This is a genomic window from Pseudomonas sp. OG7, assembly GCF_014192825.1.
GTDB lineage: Bacteria > Pseudomonadota > Gammaproteobacteria > Pseudomonadales > Pseudomonadaceae > Aquipseudomonas > Aquipseudomonas monteilii.
Map to the genome: position 1 here is coordinate 327301 of NZ_JACHYK010000005.1, position 16004 is coordinate 343304.

Below are 16004 nucleotides of genomic sequence, written 5' to 3' on the forward strand. Positions count from 1 at the left end.
TCAACTATTCCAATAGCCGCCAGGTACGTCCCAAGGCGGCGTGCAATGCCGGCATCAGCCATACACAGAACACAGCATGCCTTGGCGCCACATCGACCTGGCCCACGGCAACCAGGGGAGTATCCGGTGAAAACCATTAGTCAGCGTGACAAAGATCTGTTTGAAAACCTGTTCGTACTGGAGCTCGCCAACAATCATTGGGGCAAGCTGGAGCGCGGCCTGAAAATTGTCCGCGACCACGGCACGATTGCGCGTTACAACAACGTCAAGGCTGCCATCAAGCTGCAGTTCCGCGATGTCGACGAGTTCATCCATCCTGACTTCAAAGGGACTGCAGACCTTCGCTATGTGAAGAAGACCGAGGACACCCGCCTGACCAAGGCGGAGTTTGCCCGCATGGTGGAAGAAGTCCGCAACCTGAGCTGCATTCCCATGGCGACGCCGTTCGACGAAGCCTCGGTTGACCTGTGCGTCGAATTCGACATGCCGATCATCAAGATCGCCAGTTCCGACATGAACGACTGGCCGCTTATCGAGAAAATCGCGTCTACCCGCCGGCCAACCATCATTTCCACAGGTGGTGCATCGGAAAAAGACCTGGACGATATCGTCCGCTACTTCGAAAAGCGTGATATCCCGCTGGCCATTAACCATTGCGTTTCGCTGTACCCCAGCGAGGACGACGAACTGCAGCTCGACCAGATCGACTACCTGCGCAACCGTTACCCTGGGCATGTCATTGGCTTGTCGACCCATGAGTACCACGACTGGCACTCTTCCATGCTCATTTCCTACGGCAAAGGTGTACGTACCTGGGAACGGCACATTGATATCCAGTACCAAGGGGTGCCGGTTTCCAACTACTGCTCGCTCCCTGAACAGTGCGATACCTGGTACAAGGCGTTCCACAAGGCCAAGGAAATGTGCGGGGGTGTCAGCGGCACTCGACGCATCATTTCGCGCAAGGAAACCGAGTACCTCAACGCACTCGTGCGCGGTGCCTATGCACGTCGGGACCTGTCGCCAGGCTACGTGCTGAACCGGGACGAGTTTGAAAAGGACTTCTACCTTGCCATCCCGCTGCACAAAGGGCAGCTGTCCTGCCGGGAAGTGATGAACGGTGAAACGCTGCTGCAGCCGATCAAGGCAAACGAACGCCTGACCATCGACCACATTGACGGGCCTTACAGTGAAACTCCGGCACTGAAAGAACTGATCCTGGGCCGAGGGCTGTGATGATGGCGACTGTATCTCAGCAAATTGCGCAATGGCTGGTTCAGCAAGGGGTTGAACAGGTTTTCACCGTCACCGGCGGCGGTGCCATGTTCCTCAACCAGGCCTTGGGTGGCCATGAGCAACTGCGCTGCACGTTCATGCACCATGAGCAGGCTTGTGCCATGGCCGCCGAGGGTTATGCGCGCATCACCGGCAAGCCGGCCGTGGTGATGTTGACGACCGGCCCGGGCTCTATCAACGCGCTCAACGGGGTGCATGGGGCGTTCACCGACTCCATTCCCATGATCGTGCTGTCCGGCCAGATCAAGCGCGAGACCTGTGTGTCTTTCCAGGATGTGCCTGGCCTGCGCCAACTGGGTGACCAGGAGGGGCCGACCATCGCCATGGCCAGCCCGGTGTGCAAGTACGCGCAGATCGTGCGTTCGGAGCAGGATGTGGAGGTCATGCTGCCCAAGGCATTCGCCGAAGCCGTGGGCGGTCGCCCCGGGCCTGTCTGGCTCGATATTCCACTGGATATCCAGCAATCCCAAGTGCCACTCGATATCCCGGCGCCATCGTTGATCCAGCCGCCGCGTGCCGAGGATTTGCGCGCCGCCTGCCGTGATATCGTCGGCAAGCTGTTGCAATCGCACCGCCCAGTTGTGCTGGGCGGCACCGGCGTACGCCTTTCACGTACCGAGCAACGGCTACTGGCGCTGGTGGAGCGCTACGGCATCCCCCTGGCGACCGCCTGGACCCATGATCTGATCGCGTCCGACCACCCGCTGTTCGCCGGTCGCCCTGGCACTATCGGGACCCGTGCCGGCAATTTCTGCTTGCAGGCGGCTGATTTTGTGCTGGTGCTGGGGTCGCGCCTGAATGTGCGACAAACCAGTTATAACTGGCAGGCATTCGCCAAGCACGCTTGGGTGGCTCAGGTCGATATCGACGCCGCCGAACTGAACAAGCCCACCGTGCGCCCGGACTTCGGCGTTACCGCCGACCTGGCAGACTTCCTCGATGTTTTCGAGCAAGAGCTGGCAAAGGCCACCCTGCAGAGTTTTGCGCCGTGGGTGCAATGGTGCCAGCACATAGGGCGTACCTATCCGGCATCGGCGGAGCACACGCAAAAAGCCGATGGGCCTTTGAACCCGTACCTGATGGTGCAGCGCATTTTTGCGCAGATGCGTGCGGATGACATCGTGGTATGTGGCAATGCGTCAGCCTGCATCCTGCCATTCCAGATCGGCGCCTTGCAAAAGGGCCAGCGCCTGTTCAGCAACTCGGGCTCCGCGTCGATGGGCTATGACCTGCCTGCGGCCATTGGTGCGGCGACGGCAGCCAAAGCGGAAGGTGCACGCCGCGTGATCTGCTTTGCGGGCGACGGCAGCCTGCAGATGAACATTCAGGAACTGCAAACGCTCAAGACCATCGGCGTCAATGTGATCGTAATCGTGCTCAACAATCGCGGTTACCTCTCGATCTGGCAAACACACGAAAACTTCTTTGGCCGGGTGATCGGCGCCACGCCCGAATCGGGCGTGGATTTCCCCGACTTCACTGCCGTGGCCAGCGCTTATGGCCTGCGCGCCGAGAGCATCGCTACGCAGGGCGACCTGGCGCGTCTCGATGCACTTCTGGAAAGTGATGGCCCGATGCTGATCGACCTGCACGTCGACCCTCGGCAGGAGTTCGTGCCGCGTATCAAGTCGCGGGTCGATGCCAACGGTGCTTTCGTCACCCCGGAGCTCGATGACATGCACCCGTTCCTGGAGCCGGAAACCATGGCGCAGATTCGTGCAGAAGCTGCAGCGCTGCGTGCCGTCCCCAACACCGATAAAAGGGGTATGTAATGGCTGAGAAGATAGATCGCTTCCAAGACTTCATTGCACTGCGTGACCGGGCAGCTGACGTGGTACCGGCGCGCATTGATCCACAGCGGCCGTTGTGGATCTTCGGCGCCGGGAACTTCGGTCGTAGCCTGGCCACCGCCGCACAGCAGCAAGGTATTGCGGTTGCCGGCTTTGTAGAGACATCGCCACGCATCGATACGGCCCAGGGGTTGCCCGTATTGAACTGGCAGGCGCTGGCCCGCCAGGCGCCCGAAGCGCAACTTGCACTCGGTATTTTCAACCGCGATGCGCCTTACGATGAGTTGTTGTCGATCGTTGCCGAGGCAGGCTTCGCCAAGCCATTGATGCCTTGGGAGTTGTACGAACAGTTCGCTGCGGCCTTGGGGTGGCGGTTCTGGCTGAGTAGCCGTAATTACCTGCTGGACGCCATGGAACGTATCGGGCGCGTGGCAGACAAGCTGGCTGATAACGAAAGCAAGCAGGTTCTTTATCGGATGTGCGCATTCCGGCTCGGGGTTGACCTTGAGTACGCCAGCTTTCTGTCGGAGGAGGAGCGTTACATCAACGCGCTGACGTTGCCGGCCTTGCAGGGGCGCGATATCACCTACGTGGACTGTGGTGCCTATGACGGTGACAGCTATGAAGAATTGATTGCCTGGCCCGAAATCTCCTGCAGCCGAGCGTTTCTGCTTGAGCCTGACCCTGAAAATTTCACCCGCTTGGTGCAACGCATTGGGGCTGAAGATACCCGCGCAATTTGTTTGCCATTGGCGGCCGCTGAGCATTACAGCATTCTTACGTTCAATGCTGGCCAAGGTGAGGCTTGCTCTATCAGCCAGCAAGGTGGGGGCGTATCGATTGCAGCCGTTGCGCTGGACCAGATGCTGCCAAGTGCGCCGGTCGACCTGATCAAGCTGGATGTCGAGGGCGCTGAGGCCCAGGTGTTGCGTGGTGCTGAACAGATCATTCGGCGTTGCCGCCCGGTACTGATTGTGTCCCTGTACCACAACCCTCAGGATTTGTGGGAGCTGCCGGAGTTGCTGTTCGAGTTTTGCTCCGATTACCGGTTCCATATCCGGCAACACTGCCCGAACACGTTCGAGTCGGTCTTGTACGCAGTGCCGAACTGATGAACCTGCTATTGACCGGCGGTACCGGCTTTTTTGGCAAGGCGCTGCTACGCCACTGGCTGGGCATCGCCAATGCAGGTTTGCAGGTGCCGTTGGTCACGGTATTGAGCCGAGCGCCAGAGGCCTTTCTGGCCAGGCATCCTGAGTTTTCCGGCCTGGCGTGGCTGCGGCTGCAGCAGGGCGACATTCTGCAGCCTGCGTCGTTTCCTGAAACGGGCGGCTTCACGCATGTGTTGCATGCGGCAGCCGACTCGACAGCCGGGGCTCAGCTCAGCCCATTGCAGCGGTATACCCAGATCGTCGAGGGGACCCGTCATGTGCTGGATTATTCTGTCAGGCAGCGTATCCCGCGCTTGTTGATGACCAGTTCCGGCGGTGTGTACGGCCCCCAGCCGCAGGGGCTGGAGCAGATCCCCGAGGATTACCATGGGTTGCCCGACCCGCTGGAGCCTGCCCATGCCTACAGCGTTGCCAAACGCTGCGCCGAGCATCTGTGCATCCTGTACCAGCACCAGTTTGGTCTGGAGGTGATCATCGCCCGCTGTTTCGCGTTTGTCGGCAGGGACCTGCCGCGCGATGTGCACTTCGCGATAGGCAACTTCATCCGCGATGCCCTTGAGTCGCCCGCCATTTGCGTCAGCGGGGATGGAACGCCTGTGCGGTCCTACATGGATCAGCGTGATCTGGCTCACTGGCTGGATGTGATGCTGCGCCAAGGGCGCGCGGGCACTGCTTACAACGTCGGCTCGGACGAGGCGGTGACAATCGCTGAGCTCGCTCACCAGGTGCGTGACGTGCTGTCCCCCCAAAAAACGGTGCACATTGCAGCTGCTCAGGCTACCCCGGGAAGTTTCCGGAACCGGTATGTACCCTGCATCGACAAGGCGCGCTCGGAACTCGGGTTGCAACTGCGCCATGGTTTGCAGCAGTCGATCAGGGATGCGGCAATTTAGAGGGCTGCCCGGTTGAGCTGGCCGAGGCGCAATAATCCCATTTTTACCTGGACGTGCTAGGTCTGACTTCATGATCAACGATGTGTTTCCCGCCTGTGCACGCGAACGCGTTGCCACCCGATGCGTTTGCTGTGGATCAGCGCAGTTGTCTCAGTCCCCGGCAGTGCTGATGCCGTTTGTGTCGCATCGGGCACTGGGCTGGGCGCCTGCAGTCATCGATGCCAGCTGGGGGTTGAACAGTATCCCTCAGGGCACGGCCTACTGCGTGTGCAATACCCTGCATTGCGCGGAGTGTGAATTCCTGTTTCTGGATATCCGGTTTTCGGACCGGGAAATGCAGCGCCTCTATGATGGTTACTACGGCAAGGCTTATGAAGATTTGCGAGAACACTATGAGCCGGGCTTCAGGGAGCGCAACAAAGCGCTGAGCGCGCCCAGCGAGCTGCTTGGCCTGACCCGTTCTTACATTCTTCGGCATATTGCGCCCACGCAGGTCCTGGACTGGGGCGGAGGTGATGGCTCCAATACACCGTTCAAAGGGCAGGGCTACTCGACCGATATCTACGATATCGACAAAAAAACCACCGTGCCCGGTACCCGCAGCGTGACCAGGGACGAAGTGCGAGGACGCACTTACGACCTGATCGTGTGCCGGCATGTGCTGGAGCATGTTCCTTATCCAACGGACACACTTGCGCAGATACGCGACTGCATGCACGACGATACGCTGCTGTACGTGGAGTTACCCCACGAGGCGGTGATGGTTGGCAACGATCAGGTTTGCGCTGAGCAAAAGCGGCACTGGCATGAGCATATCAACTTCTTCTCGGTGGCGGCGCTTACCAATCTGTTCGCGCTTGGCGGTTTCACCGTCGTGGATATTCAGTCAACCGCGTTTACCAGCAATGCCAAGCTGGGTTCGGCAGTACACTTGCTGCAGGCGATTGTGAAAAAGGCACCTTTCGAGGGCGCGTGACCGTAGGGTTGTGTGGGTATGAGGTCGTCCGGCTGCGTGAGCGCCACGCGAAAGCAGCCCCGGCATTGCGGCATTCGCAGCTTTGGTCGTATAACCGTGACTTGGCAGTCGAAACGTGCATCTTTAATCTATCAAGTCAGCGGGCAGCCACGTCGATGGCCTGACGAGGCCAATTTCAGGCCCGATCCCGCACTATCCGCCATGTCAACCGGGAAGCCACAATGATTGGCATTAAAAGCATCGCCAGTTACGTACCTGTGAATGGTGTAGACAACTACGCCCAAGGTGCGAAATTCGGCAAGGATCAAGAGTTCATTTTCGGCAAGATCGGTTCCACCTTCTTGCCGCGCAAGGATGCCAACCAGGAAACATCCGATCTTTGTGTCGAGGCAGCCCAAGCATTGTTTGCCGCCAACCCGTCGCTGGATCCTGCTGCCATCGATGCCGTGATCGTGGTCACCCAGAACGGCGATGCCGAAGGGCTGCCGCACACTGCGGCGATCGTTCAGCACAAGCTCGGGCTGTCCACAGCCGTCGCGGCCTTTGACATTTCCCTGGGCTGCTCGGGCTATGTGTATGGCTTGTATGCCATGAAAGGTTTCATGGAGGCCGCAGGCCTTAAGAATGGCCTGCTGATCACTGCAGACCCTTACTCGAAGATTGTCGACCCGGAAGATCGCAATACCACCATGCTGTTCGGTGACGCCGCTACCGCCACCTGGATGGGCGAGGACGCTGCCTGGCAATTGGGCAAATCGTTGTTCGGCAGCGATGGCGCGGGGGCCGAGCATCTGCGTACCACCGATGGCAAGTTCTTCATGAATGGTCGCCAGGTCTACAACTTTGCCTTGGTCAAGGTGCCGGCGCACTTGCAGCAGCTGCTTGAAGCCAGCGCACTCCAGGCCGAGGATATCGACCTGTATTGCCTGCACCAGGGCAGCGCGGCGATCGTCGATGCCGTATCGTCGCGCTTCGATGAAGGCGAGCACAAGCAGAAGTTCGTCAAGGATATGGTCGAGACGGGCAATACCGTGTCGTCCAGCATACCGCTGCTGCTGGAAAAGCACGTACTTGGCTCCAGCTGCAAGCGCGTGGCGCTGAGTGGCTTCGGGGTGGGCTTGTCGTGGGGCTCGGCCATAATCGAACGCTGTGACTGACCGTTCGTCGCCTCCAATAACGCCGTCATCATCTGACGGCGTTTTACTTTCTATCCTGCATTACTGTGACGCCTGTAAATTGGCGTCAACTCCTTGATTTCATTGGACTGGCACGATGCCAGCAATTTTTTTTGAAATTCCGCTAAAGCAAGCCGCCCTGACGACGATAACTATTACGAAGGTTCTCTGTGCCACCTCCGGCGAATTGCCAAGGCCGGAAGCCGTAGTACCCAATCCAACGAGGAATTCGTCATGGCTTTGACTGTAAACACCAACACCACCTCCCTGGGCGTTCAGAAGAACCTGAACCGGGCTTCCGATGCACTGGGCACCTCGATGACCCGTCTGTCCTCCGGCCTGAAAATCAACAGCGCCAAAGACGACGCTGCCGGCCTGCAGATCGCTACCCGCATGACTTCGCAGATCCGTGGCCAGACCATGGCGATCAAGAACGCCAACGACGCCATCTCCATCGCCCAGACTGCTGAAGGCGCGATGCAAGAGCAGACCAACATCCTGCAGCGTATGCGTGAACTGGCTGTTCAGTCGCGAAACGACAACAACAGCGAAGCAGACCGCGACGCACTGGATAAAGAATTCCAGTCGATGCTCAAAGAGATCGACCGTATCGCCGGTTCGACCCAGCTGAACGGCAAGAACCTGCTGGACGGTACCGCCAGCGACATGACCTTCCAGGTTGGCTCCAACACCGGTAGCGACAACCAGATCACCATCAGCCTGAGCGATGCCATGAACACCACTGGCGCGCTGAGCGGCCTGAGTGGCATGAGCATCACCGGTGCCGACAGCGCCGCTGCCGAAGCCACCTTCACCGCCGCCCTGAGCGCCATCGACGACGCACTGAACGCGATCAACAGCACCCGTGCCGACCTGGGTGCCGTTCAGAACCGTCTGACCAGCACCATCAACAACCTGCAGAACATCAACGAAAACGCCGAAGCCGCCCGTGGCCGTGTACAGGACACCGACTTCGCCGCTGAAACTGCCCAGCTGACCAAGCAGCAGACCCTGCAGCAAGCTTCCACTTCGATTCTGGCCCAGGCCAACCAACTGCCATCCGCCGTACTGAAGCTGCTTCAGTAATCGCTGATGGTGATCGGCGGGGGAGCGCAGTTTAAGGCGCTTCCCCGCCTTTTCGTTATGAGGTGGTAGACATGGACATGAGCGTCAAGCTGAATCTGTCCTATCCGGCATCCCGCCCCGCTGAACAGGCTGGCGAAAAACCGGTTGAGCGCACCGAGCAAGCGTCGCGTAGCGGCAGTGACACGCTGGTACCCAATGCCATCAGTGCTGCCGAGCACAGCAATGATGCCGAAAAAGTGAAAAACGCTGTTTCGGAAATCGAAAAGTTTCTCAGCTCCACCCGACGCAACCTGGAATTCTCCACGGACGAAGAATCCGGAAAGATCGTCGTCAAGGTCATCGCCAGTGAAACCGGCGAGCTGATCCGCCAATTGCCTTCTGAAGAGGCTTTGCGGATTGCGCATAACCTGAGCGATGTAAACAGTATTTTGTTCGACGCCAAGGTCTGATCGGCGGAGAATGTGCTAAGGCAGGAATCACGTCGGGCTTGCAGGAGCAGGTGCTGACGGTCAACAAAGAGGGATAACTGTATGGCGGGCACCCTGGTTTCCAGTATCGGTCAAGGTACGGGGCTGAATATCACCGAAATGGTCGCGGCGTTGGTCAATGCCGACACTGCAGCCAAGAAGGCGCAGATCACTCGGCAGACCAGCAACAATACCGCGATGATTTCCGGTGTGGGCTCGCTTCGCAGTGCCCTGACGGCGTTTCAGGACGCCATGGCGAAGTTGAACAGCTCCACCAGCCCTGCGTTCAATGCATACGCCGCCAAGTCGGCCAATGAGTCAGTGGTCAAGGTGACCGCTGGCAACACGGCGGTGGCAGGCAGCTACGACATTGTGGTCAACAAGCTGGCGACCGGCTCGAAAGTGGCCAGTGCCCCGATTGCCGGCGGTGCGGCTGCAACGGTGACGGGCGGTACGCTGACCATTGAGCAGAATGGCAACATCTATGAGCTTGAAGTTGAAGATGGCGCGTCGTTGCAGTCCGTGCGCGACCAGATCAACAAAGAGCTGGGTGTCCAGGGTATCTCTGCCAACATCGTGAACGGCAAGGACGGTGCGCGGCTGGTGTTCAGCTCCACCACCACCGGTGCCAATACCGACCTGATGGTCAGTGGTGTCCCTGAGCTTGAGATCGACGGTACTCAGCAGATGTCGGATACCGGCGCCGGGTTCATTACCGCCAAGGCGCAGGATGCCGAGCTGACCATCGACGGCCTGGTGGTCACCAGCAAGAAGAACACCATCACCGATGCCATCAGTGGCATCACGCTGGAGCTGACGGGCGTCAGCGCCAGGTCGGGCACCGACGGCGTGCCAACCAACGTCTCGGTGTCGCAGGACAATGATGGCCTGAAGAAGTCGATTCAGTCGTTCGTCGATGCCTACAACACGTTGCAGAAAACCATTACTGCGCTGACAACCTCCACGCGTGACGAAGATGACAACCTGTCGCTCGGCCCGTTGAGCAACGACCCGACTACCCGTTCGCTGGTCAACGATATTCGCAAGGTGCTGTCCGAGGTGGGGGCGGGCGACCAGTTGACGACCCTGAGCCAGCTGGGTATCAACACCACGAAAGATGGTACCCTCGAATTCAACTCGACCAAGTTCACCGCGGCGATGAACGACAAGAAGCTGGGCTCCGAAGTTCAGGAGTTGTTCACTGGCTCCAATGGGTTGATCGAGCGCATGAACAAGGCCATCGATCCGTACAACTCCACGGACGGCAGCCTGGCCACGCGCAAAAGCAACCTGGATAAGGTGGCGAAGAACCTGGCAGACCAGCAGACCGCGCTGGATCGCCGGACCGAGGCTTTGACCGAGTCGCTGACCAAGAAGTGGGTGGCAATGGACACCGCTGTGGCCAAGCTCAATGCCCAGGCCGACCAGATCAAATCGGTTTTCGACGCTATCAACGCGCAGGCCAAGAACTCCTGATCGTTCTCGCGTTTTGCCACGCACAAGCCCGGCAGCGCCTCGTGTCGCTCCGGGCTTTTTGCGTTGACACTAAAGTTTTTTGACGCTCAGGCGATACAGAGGTACAAGCAACCTTTTCGCTGCAACGAGGTAGATCCATGAACCCGATGTTGGCCCTTCGTCAATACCAGAAAGTCAACGGCGTGGCGCAGACGTCCGAAGCCAGTCCGCACCGGCTGGTACAGATGCTCATGCAGGGCGGTCTTGATCGTATGGCCCAGGCCAAAGGTGCCATCGCGCGTAATGACATCGCGCAGCGCGGTATTCTGCTCGGCAAGGCCATCGACATCATCGGTGGGCTGCGTGAAGGGCTGGACCTGGAAAACCATGCTGACAACCTGGCTGAGCTGGATAGCCTGTATGTCTACATGAGCCGCCGCCTGACCGAAGCCAATCTCAAGGGTGACCCGGCCATCATCGACGAGGTCGCGCGCCTGCTGATCACTGTGAAGGAAGGTTGGGACGCAATCGGCGATCAGTCGTCGGCTTCCTGATAAAGGAGCATGACATGAGCGAAGTAATCGCCCGCATCGAACAAACCCGGGACATGCTGCTGGCGGCGCTGGCCGAACGCAACTGGGAAGCGGTGGGGGAGTTGGACCTGGAATGCCGCCTGCGCATTGGTGACATGGTGTCCGAAGCCAAAGGCAACGAGGCGGATGTCAGTGCCAGCCTCGAGCAATTGCTGGCCGTGTACCGCCAACTAATCGAGGTTGCAAGTGGCGAGCGTCAATCCTTGGTCGATGAAATGACGAAAATCCGTCAGGCGAAGAACGCGGCAAAGGTATACCATTTGTTCACCTGACCACCGATGTTGCAAAAAGCCGAGCGCCATTAATTTGACTGATCGGTGTTTTTTGACTTTACTAGTGGCTGTTTTCGAATTTCAGACGTCCGAACACTGACCATTCAGTCGGAATGATGTCGAGCACGCCCGCAGGGCGCCGATATGACTAGGGAAGTTGCTATTGCATGTGGCGTGAAACCAAGATTCTGCTGATCGACGACGACAGCGCACGCCGCCGTGACCTGGCGGTGGTGCTCAATTTTCTCGGCGAAGAAAACCTCGCTTGCTCAAGCCTGGACTGGCAGCAAGTCGTCGAGCCGTTGTCTTCAAGTCGCGAAGTGTTGTGTGTGCTTGTCGGCACCGTGAACGCCTCGGGCAATCTCCTTGGGCTACTTAAGACAGTGGCTGCCTGGGATGAGTTCCTTCCGGTTCTGCTTTTAGGTGAAATTTCTTCTGCCGAGCTGCCAGAAGACCTTCGCCGTCGCGTGCTTTCCAACCTGGAAATGCCGCCAAGCTACAGCCAGCTGCTGGATTCGCTGCACCGTGCCCAGGTCTACCGTGAAATGTACGACCAGGCGCGTGAGCGTGGCCGCCAGCGCGAACCCAACCTGTTCCGCAGCCTGGTCGGCACCAGTCGTGCCATCCAGCATGTGCGGCAGATGATGCAGCAAGTGGCTGACACCGATGCCAGTGTGTTGATCCTGGGTGAGTCGGGCACGGGCAAGGAGGTGGTGGCGCGCAACCTGCACTACCACTCCAAGCGCCGCGAAGCGCCGTTCGTGCCGGTCAACTGTGGCGCGATCCCGGCCGAGTTGCTGGAAAGCGAGCTGTTCGGCCACGAGAAGGGGGCCTTTACCGGTGCGATCACCAGCCGTGCCGGGCGTTTCGAGCTGGCCAACGGCGGTACCCTGTTCCTTGACGAAATCGGCGACATGCCGCTGCCGATGCAGGTCAAGCTGCTACGTGTGCTGCAGGAGCGTACGTTCGAGCGTGTAGGTAGCAACAAGACCCAGAGCATCGATGTGCGCATCATCGCCGCGACGCACAAGAACCTCGAGACCATGATCGAGGACGGCACCTTCCGTGAAGACCTGTATTACCGCCTGAACGTGTTCCCCATCGAAATGGCGCCGCTGCGTGAGCGGGTGGAAGATATCCCGCTGCTGATGAACGAGCTGATCTCGCGCATGGAGCACGAGAAGCGCGGTTCCATCCGCTTCAACTCTGCCTCGATCATGTCGCTGTGCCGTCACGGCTGGCCGGGTAACGTGCGTGAGCTGGCCAACCTGGTCGAGCGCATGGCGATCATGCACCCGTACGGGGTGATTGGCGTGTCCGAGTTGCCGAAGAAGTTCCGCTACGTCGACGATGAAGACGAGCAGATGGTCGACAGCCTGCGCAGCGACCTGGAAGAGCGCGTGGCGATCAATGGCCATACGCCGAACTTCAGCAACCATGCCATGCTGCCGCCCGAAGGGCTCGACCTGAAAGACTACCTCGGTAGCCTGGAGCAGGGCCTGATCCAACAGGCGCTGGACGATGCCAACGGTATCGTTGCGCGCGCGGCTGAGCGTTTGCGCATTCGCCGGACCACCCTGGTCGAGAAGATGCGCAAGTACGGCATGAGCCGCCAGGGCGGCGAGGATCAGGCAGAGGACTGACGTCGCCTGGTCCGGCCTCTTCGCGGGTAAACCAGCGAAGAGGCCTCCACAGTCAACCTAATTCCCCATCCCCGGCACGGCTATTGCTACAACGCTGGCACCATACCGTTTTTATGACGGTCAGCCACGCGAGAGAGCACGATGCCCCAGGCCGCCCACGTATCCCTAGCCCCCGACCAGAAGGGGCAAACCCCGGTGGAGCAGGAAAGCCGCCAGGGTGTCGAGCAAGCCTTCGCCTTGTTCAATCAGGTGTCCAGCCAGCTGAGCCAGTCCTACAGCCTGCTCGAAGCCCGGGTCAGTGAGCTCAAGGGCGAGCTGGCGGTGGTCAGTGCCCAGCGCATCGAAGAACTCAGCGAAAAGGAACGTCTGGCCAACCGCCTGCAAAACCTGCTGGACCTGCTGCCCGGCGGGGTGATCGTGATCGACGGCCAGGGCCTGGTGCGTGAAGCCAACCCGGCTGCCTGCGAGTTGCTTGGTGAGCCGTTGATCGGCCAGCTGTGGCGCCAGGTGATTGCCCGCAGCTTTGCACCGCGCAAGGACGATGGCCACGAAGTCTCGTTGCGCGACGGCCGTCGCCTGTCGATCGCGACCCGTTCGCTGGACGCCGAGCCCGGCCAACTGGTGCTGCTCAATGACCTGACTGAAACCCGTCGCCTGCAAGACCAGTTGGCGCGCCATGAGCGGTTGTCGTCGTTGGGGCGCATGGTTGCTTCGCTGGCGCATCAAATCCGTACGCCGCTGTCGGCAGCCATGCTGTACGCCAGTCATCTGGCCGATAGCGAGCAACAGCTGAGCGCAGAAACCCGCCAGCGCTTTGCCGGCACCCTGAAGGAACGCTTGCACGAACTGGAGCACCAGGTGCGCGACATGCTGGTGTTTGCCCGTGGCGAGCTGCCGCTGCTTGATCGGGTAACCCCGAAAGCCTTGTTCCAGGCACTGCAGCAGGCGGCCCAGGTGCATGTGCAGGGGCATGCCGTGCGCTGGCAGTGTGACAGCCACCTGGGTGAGCTGCTGTGCAACCGCGACACCCTGGTGGGGGCCATGCTCAACTTGGTCGAGAATGCCCTGCAGGCCGGCGACGGGCAGGCACGGCTGAAGGTGCACCTGTACCGCCGTGAACGTACCTTGCACCTGTGCGTCAGCGATGCTGGCAGCGGTATCGAGGCCGATTTGCTCGGCCGCCTGGGTGAGCCGTTCCTGACCACCAAGGCCACCGGTACCGGTTTGGGCCTGGCCGTGGTCAAGGCCGTGGTGCGCGCACACCAGGGCAGGATCAGCCTGCGCTCGAAAGTGGGCCGTGGTACTTGCGTGCGGGTAGAGCTGCCCTTGATCGACGGGCAGTTGGCGGAGGGGGTGTGATGGCAATCAAGGTGCTGCTGGTCGAGGACGATCGCGTATTGCGCCAGGCGCTGGGCGATACCCTGGAAATCGGCGGTTTCGCTTACCAGGCGGTGGGCAGTGCCGAAGAAGCGCTGGAGGCTGTGCTGGAAGACGCTTTCAGCCTGGTGGTCAGTGACGTGAACATGCCCGGCATGGACGGGCACCAGTTGCTCAGCCAGCTGCGCCGCCAGCAACCGCAGTTGCCGGTGTTGCTGATGACTGCACACGCCGCCGTCGAGCGTGCGGTCGAGGCGATGCGCCAGGGCGCTGCCGACTACCTGGTCAAGCCCTTCGAGCCCAAGGCGTTGCTCAGCCTGGTCGAGCGGCATGCCGCCGGGCGCGTGAGCGGCGAAGAAGGCCCGGTCGCCTGCGAGCCGGCCAGCCGCCAGTTGCTGGAGTTGGCCGCCCGGGTGGCGCGCAGTGACTCGACCGTGCTGATTTCCGGCGAGTCCGGTACTGGCAAGGAAGTGCTGGCGCGCTACATTCACCAGCAGTCGCCCCGTGCCGCGCAGCCCTTCGTCGCGATCAACTGCGCGGCGATTCCCGACAATATGCTCGAGGCTACTCTGTTTGGTCACGAGAAGGGCGCCTTCACCGGCGCTATCGCTGCCCAGGCAGGCAAGTTCGAACAGGCCGAAGGCGGCACCTTGTTGCTCGACGAAATCTCGGAAATGCCCATGGCTTTACAGGCCAAGCTGCTGCGTGTGCTGCAGGAGCGCGAGGTGGAGCGGGTAGGCGGGCGCAAGCCGATCAGCCTCGACATTCGTGTGCTGGCCACCACCAACCGTGACCTGGCAGGCGAGGTGGCGGCCGGGCGCTTCCGCGAAGACCTGTATTACCGCTTGTCGGTGTTCCCGCTGGCCTGGCGCCCGCTGCGTGAACGCCCGGGCGACATCCTGCAGCTGGCCGAGCGCCTGTTGGCGCGGCATGTGGCCAAGATGAAGCATGCTCCGGTACGCCTCTCGCCTGCGGCCCGGGCTTGCCTGCAGGCGCACGCCTGGCCAGGTAACGTGCGCGAATTGGACAACGCCCTGCAGCGGGCGCTGATCCTGCAGCAGGGTGGGGTGATCGAGGCGGCGGATTTTTGTCTGGAAGGCGCCATTCCATTGTCGGCCGGCACCGTGCCCTCGCCTGAAGTGGTTGTTGAGGCCGGCGGGCTGGGTGATGACATGCGCCGCCACGAGTACCAGATGATCATCGACACCTTGCGCGCCGAGCGCGGCCGGCGCAAAGAGGCGGCCGAACGCCTTGGGATCAGCCCTCGCACCCTGCGCTACAAGCTGGCACAGATGCGTGATGCCGGGTTCGATGTAGAGGCCAGCCTGTTCGGGTGACGGGCCGCCTCCACGGCGACCCTGTCAAAAACCAGAAGGGCTGGGTTGCCAAGGCTGGCACCTTTGTTGCTTTACGTAGGCTATTCGCCGCATGAGCGTCAAAAAAATGCGGCCGCAGGAGAGAGAAGGGTCATGAGCCAAGGTGTTGAATTCAATCGTCTGATGCTGGACATGCGGGCCATGCAGGCCGATGCCATGTCGTTGCCGAAGGTCACTGCTGCCCCGGAGCTGGCGCCGGGGCAAAGTACCTTTGCCGACATGCTCGGCCAGGCCATCGGCAAGGTGCATGAGACGCAGCAGGCCTCGACCCAGCTGGCCAATGCCTTCGAAATCGGCAAGAGCGGCGTCGACCTGACGGACGTGATGATCGCGTCGCAAAAGGCCAGCGTTTCGATGCAGGCCCTGACCCAGGTGCGCAACAAGTTGGTCCAGGCGTACCAGGACATCATGCAGATGCCGGTTTGAGGACGGA

The 16004-nt window shown here is 60.2% G+C and carries 15 protein-coding genes; all 15 read left to right on the top strand.

The genetic code is table 11. From position 1 onward, the window contains the following. The first annotated feature begins 126 nt into the window (after positions 1 to 126). The 15 genes from FHW75_RS14775 to fliE all read left to right on the top strand — a co-directional run bounded on the left by FHW75_RS14775 (position 127) and on the right by fliE (position 15997). On the top strand, positions 127 to 1236 hold the full coding sequence (locus FHW75_RS14775; RefSeq protein WP_012051613.1) for an N-acetylneuraminate synthase family protein: 1110 nt from the start codon (positions 127 to 129) through the stop codon (positions 1234 to 1236). A gap of 2 nt (positions 1237 to 1238) precedes the next feature. Next, on the top strand, positions 1239 to 3068 hold the full coding sequence (locus FHW75_RS14780; RefSeq protein ID WP_232238337.1) for a thiamine pyrophosphate-binding protein: 1830 nt from the start codon (positions 1239 to 1241) through the stop codon (positions 3066 to 3068). Further along, complete coding sequence (locus FHW75_RS14785) at positions 3068 to 4198, top strand: FkbM family methyltransferase (protein WP_016711803.1); 1131 nt, start codon at positions 3068 to 3070, stop codon at positions 4196 to 4198. Before FHW75_RS14780 ends, FHW75_RS14785 begins: the two co-directional genes overlap by 1 nt. 11 nt (positions 4199 to 4209) lie before the next feature. Next, on the top strand, positions 4210 to 5151 hold the full coding sequence (locus FHW75_RS14790; protein ID WP_232238336.1) for an NAD(P)-dependent oxidoreductase: 942 nt from the start codon (positions 4210 to 4212) through the stop codon (positions 5149 to 5151). Between the two features lie 70 nt (positions 5152 to 5221). Beyond that, the gene (locus FHW75_RS14795; RefSeq protein WP_027615300.1) at positions 5222 to 6127 is read left to right on the top strand and encodes a class I SAM-dependent methyltransferase; all 906 of its coding nucleotides are present in this window, start codon (positions 5222 to 5224) and stop codon (positions 6125 to 6127) included. Between the two features lie 221 nt (positions 6128 to 6348). After that, the gene (locus FHW75_RS14800) at positions 6349 to 7284 is read left to right on the top strand and encodes a ketoacyl-ACP synthase III (RefSeq protein ID WP_016711800.1); all 936 of its coding nucleotides are present in this window, start codon (positions 6349 to 6351) and stop codon (positions 7282 to 7284) included. A gap of 252 nt (positions 7285 to 7536) precedes the next feature. Next, complete coding sequence (locus tag FHW75_RS14805; RefSeq protein WP_027615299.1) at positions 7537 to 8388, top strand: flagellin domain-containing protein; 852 nt, start codon at positions 7537 to 7539, stop codon at positions 8386 to 8388. Between the two features lie 71 nt (positions 8389 to 8459). Then, positions 8460 to 8837 (top strand): flagellar protein FlaG, encoded by a 378-nt coding sequence (locus FHW75_RS14810; protein WP_027615298.1) that lies wholly within the window; start codon positions 8460 to 8462, stop codon positions 8835 to 8837. 81 nt (positions 8838 to 8918) lie between these two features. Beyond that, positions 8919 to 10331 carry a flagellar filament capping protein FliD gene (gene fliD, locus FHW75_RS14815; RefSeq protein WP_027615297.1) on the top strand — a complete coding sequence of 471 codons (1413 nt, stop codon included), beginning with the start codon at positions 8919 to 8921 and terminating at the stop codon, positions 10329 to 10331. Positions 10332 to 10468: 137 nt separating this feature from the next. Next, positions 10469 to 10864 carry a flagellar export chaperone FliS gene (fliS, locus tag FHW75_RS14820; protein WP_016711797.1) on the top strand — a complete coding sequence of 132 codons (396 nt, stop codon included), beginning with the start codon at positions 10469 to 10471 and terminating at the stop codon, positions 10862 to 10864. A 14-nt stretch (positions 10865 to 10878) separates the two neighbouring features. Continuing rightward, positions 10879 to 11175: a hypothetical protein gene (locus FHW75_RS14825; RefSeq protein ID WP_016711796.1), complete on the top strand. Its 297-nt coding sequence runs from the start codon at positions 10879 to 10881 to the stop codon at positions 11173 to 11175. A gap of 167 nt (positions 11176 to 11342) precedes the next feature. After that, positions 11343 to 12818, top strand: coding sequence for a transcriptional regulator FleQ (gene fleQ, locus FHW75_RS14830; RefSeq protein WP_027609437.1), 1476 nt, complete (start codon positions 11343 to 11345; stop codon positions 12816 to 12818). 141 nt (positions 12819 to 12959) lie between these two features. Next, a complete protein-coding gene (locus tag FHW75_RS14835) occupies positions 12960 to 14177 on the top strand; it encodes a PAS domain-containing sensor histidine kinase (RefSeq protein WP_027615296.1) in 1218 nt (405 codons plus the stop codon). Then, a complete protein-coding gene (locus FHW75_RS14840; RefSeq protein ID WP_025753840.1) occupies positions 14177 to 15532 on the top strand; it encodes a sigma-54 dependent transcriptional regulator in 1356 nt (451 codons plus the stop codon). Before FHW75_RS14835 ends, FHW75_RS14840 begins: the two co-directional genes overlap by 1 nt. Before the next feature lie 132 nt (positions 15533 to 15664). Further along, positions 15665 to 15997 (top strand): flagellar hook-basal body complex protein FliE, encoded by a 333-nt coding sequence (gene fliE, locus FHW75_RS14845; protein ID WP_019099657.1) that lies wholly within the window; start codon positions 15665 to 15667, stop codon positions 15995 to 15997. The last annotated feature ends 7 nt before the right edge of the window (positions 15998 to 16004 follow it).

Coding starts and splice junctions, on each gene's coding strand:
- fliS (WP_016711797.1), top strand. CDS start 10,469: ATGAACCCGATGTTGGCCCTTCGTCAATACCAGAAAGTCAACGGCGTG.
- FHW75_RS14810 (WP_027615298.1), top strand. CDS start 8,460: ATGGACATGAGCGTCAAGCTGAATCTGTCCTATCCGGCATCCCGCCCC.
- FHW75_RS14780 (WP_232238337.1), top strand. CDS start 1,239: ATGGCGACTGTATCTCAGCAAATTGCGCAATGGCTGGTTCAGCAAGGG.
- FHW75_RS14840 (WP_025753840.1), top strand. CDS start 14,177: ATGGCAATCAAGGTGCTGCTGGTCGAGGACGATCGCGTATTGCGCCAG.
- FHW75_RS14825 (WP_016711796.1), top strand. CDS start 10,879: ATGAGCGAAGTAATCGCCCGCATCGAACAAACCCGGGACATGCTGCTG.
- FHW75_RS14785 (WP_016711803.1), top strand. CDS start 3,068: ATGGCTGAGAAGATAGATCGCTTCCAAGACTTCATTGCACTGCGTGAC.
- FHW75_RS14795 (WP_027615300.1), top strand. CDS start 5,222: ATGATCAACGATGTGTTTCCCGCCTGTGCACGCGAACGCGTTGCCACC.
- FHW75_RS14835 (WP_027615296.1), top strand. CDS start 12,960: ATGCCCCAGGCCGCCCACGTATCCCTAGCCCCCGACCAGAAGGGGCAA.
- FHW75_RS14800 (WP_016711800.1), top strand. CDS start 6,349: ATGATTGGCATTAAAAGCATCGCCAGTTACGTACCTGTGAATGGTGTA.
- fliE (WP_019099657.1), top strand. CDS start 15,665: ATGAGCCAAGGTGTTGAATTCAATCGTCTGATGCTGGACATGCGGGCC.
- FHW75_RS14805 (WP_027615299.1), top strand. CDS start 7,537: ATGGCTTTGACTGTAAACACCAACACCACCTCCCTGGGCGTTCAGAAG.
- fliD (WP_027615297.1), top strand. CDS start 8,919: ATGGCGGGCACCCTGGTTTCCAGTATCGGTCAAGGTACGGGGCTGAAT.
- fleQ (WP_027609437.1), top strand. CDS start 11,343: ATGTGGCGTGAAACCAAGATTCTGCTGATCGACGACGACAGCGCACGC.